This is a genomic window from Plesiomonas sp., assembly GCF_051650925.1.
Classification (GTDB): domain Bacteria; phylum Pseudomonadota; class Gammaproteobacteria; order Enterobacterales; family CAMTGL01; genus Plesiomonas.
On record NZ_JBOFRH010000316.1, the window covers coordinates 1 to 4,735 of the forward strand.

Genomic DNA, 4,735 nt, shown 5'->3' on the forward strand with positions numbered 1-4,735 from the left:
GCTTATATCAACGCCATCAGCAGGATTAAGTGAACCGGATATCTCTGCGGTAAGGCAAAAACTGCGTTCAATGCCGACCAGTGCCTATACTATTCAGCTGATTGCTACCCCAAACTATCCGTTAGCCAAGGCGGTAGAGCAGGAGCGTAATATTCCGTCAGCCGGTACACCTATGCCGCGCTATCTGTATAAAACGTTGCGGCACAAGCAGGCATGGTATTTGGTGGTTTTAGGGGAGTATGGGTCATTGCAAGAGGCACGAACGGCGGCACAGCAGCATGTAACGCCGTATTACACTGATGCGTGGATCAAAAGCGTGCGCAAAGTTCATCAAGAGCTGGCTGAACCTGAGTCTGCAATTTAAATGAAAACCGACTAATAAACTGATTTTAAACAATAAAAAAGCCGATCCCCTGTTGGGTGTCGGCTTTTTATTTTGTATTTTACTTGATGTTTTACTTCATATTTTCGTGAGTTTTTTTAGTACATTATCGCCAGTTTGTTTGAGTAATTTACAGCAGCGTCTTGGTGAGCCACTGTTTGAGCTGCGCAAAATCGGCGGACATCGGTTCGGATAACAAGGGAAGATTCGCGCGTGCGGCTAACGCCGGCGGCAGTTCTATCTCTTTATCGAGGATCTGCTCGACACTCTCTTTGAATTTTGCCGGATGTGCGGTACATAAAAAGATACCGGTCTCACCCTCTTGCAGTTGCTCGGCCAAGATCCGGTACGCAGTAGCACCGTGCGGTTCACACAGGTAGCCTTGTTGATCGAGCTGTTGCAGTGTCTCTTTCATCTGAATATCACTGACCGAACCTGAAGCCAGCGCCGGAATGCGACACTCTTTGCGGCGGTACAGCTCTTCAATGCGCGGCCAGTTGTTGGGGCGGCTGACATCCATTGAGTTAGAGAGTGTGGCCACTGTTGCGTTGGGTTGCCACTGTTTGCTAGCCAGATAACGCGGTACGGTATCATTCGCATTAGTCGCAGCAATAAAGCGCTTAACTGGCAGGCCCAGACTTTGTGCCAACAGCCCAGCAGTCAGATTGCCAAAATTACCACTCGGTACAGAGACCACCAGTTGATGACGTTTTTCTATCGGCAACTGTGCTACGGCTTCAAAGTAATAACAGATTTGCGCCAGTAACCTGCTGATATTAATTGAGTTCGCTGAGTTAAGACCAATGGCCTGACGCAGCGGTTCATCATCAAATGCTTGTTTTACTAATGCCTGACAGGTATCAAAATCACCCTCTACCGCCAGTGTGTGGATATTCCCACCTAAGGTACAAAATAGTTTTTCTTGTAGTGGGCTGATCTTCCCTTTTGGATAGAGGATCACCACTTGAATTTGCTCTATCCCGTAAAAGGCTTGTGCAACGGCAGCCCCCGTATCACCGGATGTGGCCGTTAGAATGGTGATCTTCTCTTTGCCCCTGACATGCTCAAGTACCTGTGCCATAAAGCGACCGCCGAAGTCTTTAAAGGCAAGAGTAGGGCCATGGAATAACTCTAATGCGTAGATGTCATCAGTAACCGGCTGTAAAGCCAGTGGGAAGTTAAAGGCGCGATCCACTAAGGCATGCACTTGCTCAGATGGCATTTCATCACCAATTAAGGCGCTGAGAATTTCGCTGCTGCGCTCGACAAATGGTAAATCTAGTAGCCGATCAATATTGCTCAGTGCGGGTAAGTCAAATGGGAAAAAGAGCCCTTGCTGGCTGCCTAATCCCTGACGTACGGCCTGTGCAAAATTAACCTGTTCGTTGTGATCTTTAATATTGTACAGTTTCATTGGTTACTCCAGTATGCGCGCCCCTGCCAGATCCATGCGGCAGATATGGACAAATCCTTCGTCATTTTGCAGATAATTATCCGTTAGCCAGCGTGCAACGCGTGTTGCTATAGCATAGTCGGCACAGACGGAAAACAGTGTCGGGCCTGAGCCGGAGATCCCCGTAGTCAGCGCACCGATATCTGCGGCGTGGCGTCGCGCCTCGGCAAAACCGGGGAGTAAGCGCTCACGATAAGGTTCAGCAATAACATCTTTGATCATCTGTGCTGCCAAACGTGGCTGGCGGCTGTAACAGGCATGGATAAATCCGGCCAGATGACGGCCGTGGGTGATACAGTCTTGGCGGCGGTATTGTGCGGGTAAAATAGCCCGTGCTTCGGCAGTTGAAACCTTAATGCCAGGGTAGGCCATGACCCAATACCACTCATCAAAGCAGGGTACTGATTGGCTGATAATACCGAGCTCTTCTACCATCAGCTGTAAACCACCAAGATAGCAGGGGGCGACATTATCGTAATGAATGCTGCCGGAAATCCGCCCTTCCAACTCACCCATCATGCTTAACATGGCGTGTTCATCAAACGGGCAATCGTTCCATTCATTTAGCGCAACCAGTGCCGCAACAATCGAACATGCACTTGAACCTAGCCCCGATCCGATAGGCATATTTTTTTCGAGTACCAGACGTACCGGTTTTGTTTTCTGCCCTTGCAAGTGCAGCCGCTCACTAAAGAGAACCCAGCACTGATACACGATATTTTCATGCGGATTGACCGGCAGTTTATCGACAAAACGGCCACGGCATGAGAGTTCAAACGGCTCGTGACAGGCCTCTGCGCTGACTACATCGCCAAGCAGTGAGCCATCAACCGGTGTTACCGCCGCGCCCAGAACATCAAACCCGACACTCACATTACCGATAGAGGCCGGTGCATAGACTTTAATGACCATTGTTACACTCCACGCTTCCACGGCAGGGTTCGTAATAAATCAGCGAAAATACCGGCTGCTGTGACATCGTTACCCGCACCATAACCGCGCAGTACTAACGGCAGTGGTTGGTAGTAACGGCTGTAAAAGGCCAGCGCATTTTCACCCTCTTTAACTTTATACAGCGGATCACTGCCGTCAACGGCGACAATTGAGACCTTGCAACGGCCCTCTTCAATCTGGCCGACATAGCGCAGTACCTTACCGGCCCGTTCAGCATCGGCGACTCGCACTGCAAAGGCACGATCAAGTTCTGGTAAACGAGCCATGAAACTCTCTACATCACCAGAGGCATCAAAGTCAGCCGGCAGGACTCCTTCAACCTCAACATCGCTCAGTTCCAGTGAATAGCCCACTTCTCGAGCAAGAATCAGCAACTTACGGGCGACATCCATACCAGAGAGATCATCGCGCGGATCAGGCTCTGTGAAGCCTTTACTGCGTGCCAATGTTGTTGCGGCAGAGAGACTCATACCCTCTTCGAGTTTACCGAACATAAAGGATAATGAGCCGGAAAGTACACCGCTAAAGCGGGTCAGTTCATCACCGGCATTGAGCAGGTTTTGTAGGTTTTCAATGACCGGCAATCCCGCACCTACGTTGGTATCGTACAGGAATTTACGGCGGCTGTTTTGTGCCGTGCGGCGTAGCAAATGGTAGTACGCCATTGAAGAGGTGTTGGCCTTTTTATTTGGCGTGATAACGTGGAATCCGGCAGCCAGAAACTCGGCATATTGATCAGCAATGTGTTGATCCGAGGTACAATCTACGATCACCGGATTTAGCAGATGGTGTTGATTTACAGCCCGGATCAATCGTGCAAATGAGAATGGCTCTTCGGCTGCACGAATTTGATCTTGCCAGTGATCGAGTGCGATCCCGTTGACATCTAGCAGCATGGCCCGTGAATTAGAGAGGCCGCACACGCGCAGTTGAGTATTGCTTTGCGCCAGCAGACGCGGCTGTTGGCGGCGAATTTGCTCAACCAATGCACCACCAACGCCGCCAACACCAATCACAAATACATCAATAACTTGGCGCGAGCTAAACAGGGCTTCATGGCAACTGCGAACCGCTTCGGTCACTTTCTCATCGGCAATCACTGCGGAAATTGAACGCTCGGAAGAGCCCTGAGCAATGGCGACAATATTGATATTGGCTTGGGCAAGCGCCGTGAAAAAGCGTGCCGAGATCCCGCGTGCCGTGCGCATGCCGTCACCGACCACTGAAACAACGGCCAGCTTCTCTTGCACATCCAGCGGTTCGAGCAGGCCATTTTTCAGCTCTAAATAAAACTCATCGGTCAGTGCCCGCTGCGCTTTTGCCAACTCTGATTGCGGCACACAAAAACTGATACTGTACTCAGACGAAGATTGGGTAATTAAAACGACCGAAATACCCGCGCGCGACATCACTGAAAAAACACGGGCAGCCATGCCGACCATTCCTTTCATGCCCGGCCCAGAAACGTTCAGCATCGCCACATTTGATAAATTGGTGATGCCTTTTACATCAAGCTTATCAGCACCGCTATCAGCACCAATCAGTGTGCCTTCAGCTTGTGGATTGGCCGTGTTTTTAATCAAGCAGGGGATCTGGAACTGAGCAATCGGCAGAATAGTACGCGGGTGTAAGACTTTCGCACCGAAGTATGACAGCTCCATCGCTTCTTGGTACGACATCGATTTAAGCAGGCGTGCATCAGGCACTAAACGCGGATCACAGGTGTAAACACCATCAACATCCGTCCAGATCTCACAACACTCTGCACGTAAGCAGGCGGCTAACACCGCTGCTGAGTAGTCAGAACCATTACGGCCCAGTACCACTAATTCGCCTTTTTCATTGCTGGCGGTAAAACCGGCCATCAGTGCTACTGCGCCTTGTGGAATCGGATCGGCCTGACAGCGCGCAGTCGAGATATCAATGTCTACCGTGGATTCAAGATA

Annotated in this window: 4 protein-coding genes; 1 reads left to right on the top strand and 3 read right to left on the bottom strand. The window is 50.3% G+C overall.

Going from position 1 to position 4,735, the window contains the following annotated elements:
* Positions 1–364, top strand: a 364-nt coding sequence (locus ACRC27_RS07445) for an SPOR domain-containing protein (RefSeq protein ID WP_438639551.1), incomplete at its 5' end; no start/stop codon positions are given.
* Positions 365–512: 148 nt separating this feature from the next.
* Here the strand turns inward: ACRC27_RS07445 and thrC are convergent.
* The 3 genes from thrC to thrA form a co-directional block, all read right to left on the bottom strand.
* Positions 513–1,796 carry a threonine synthase gene (gene thrC / locus ACRC27_RS07450; RefSeq protein ID WP_438639552.1) on the bottom strand — a complete coding sequence of 428 codons (1,284 nt, stop codon included), beginning with the start codon at positions 1,794–1,796 and terminating at the stop codon, positions 513–515.
* A gap of 3 nt (positions 1,797–1,799) precedes the next feature.
* A complete protein-coding gene (gene thrB, locus ACRC27_RS07455; RefSeq protein ID WP_438623506.1) occupies positions 1,800–2,747 on the bottom strand; it encodes a homoserine kinase in 948 nt (315 codons plus the stop codon).
* A gap of 2 nt (positions 2,748–2,749) precedes the next feature.
* Positions 2,750–4,735, bottom strand: a 1,986-nt coding sequence (gene thrA, locus ACRC27_RS07460) for a bifunctional aspartate kinase/homoserine dehydrogenase I (protein ID WP_438639553.1), incomplete at its 5' end; no start/stop codon positions are given.

Bases quoted from the DNA above. Each gene is read 5' to 3' on its own strand.
- thrC (WP_438639552.1), bottom strand. From the start codon at position 1,796: ATGAAACTGTACAATATTAAAGATCACAACGAACAGGTTAATTTTGCA.
- thrB (WP_438623506.1), bottom strand. From the start codon at position 2,747: ATGGTCATTAAAGTCTATGCACCGGCCTCTATCGGTAATGTGAGTGTC.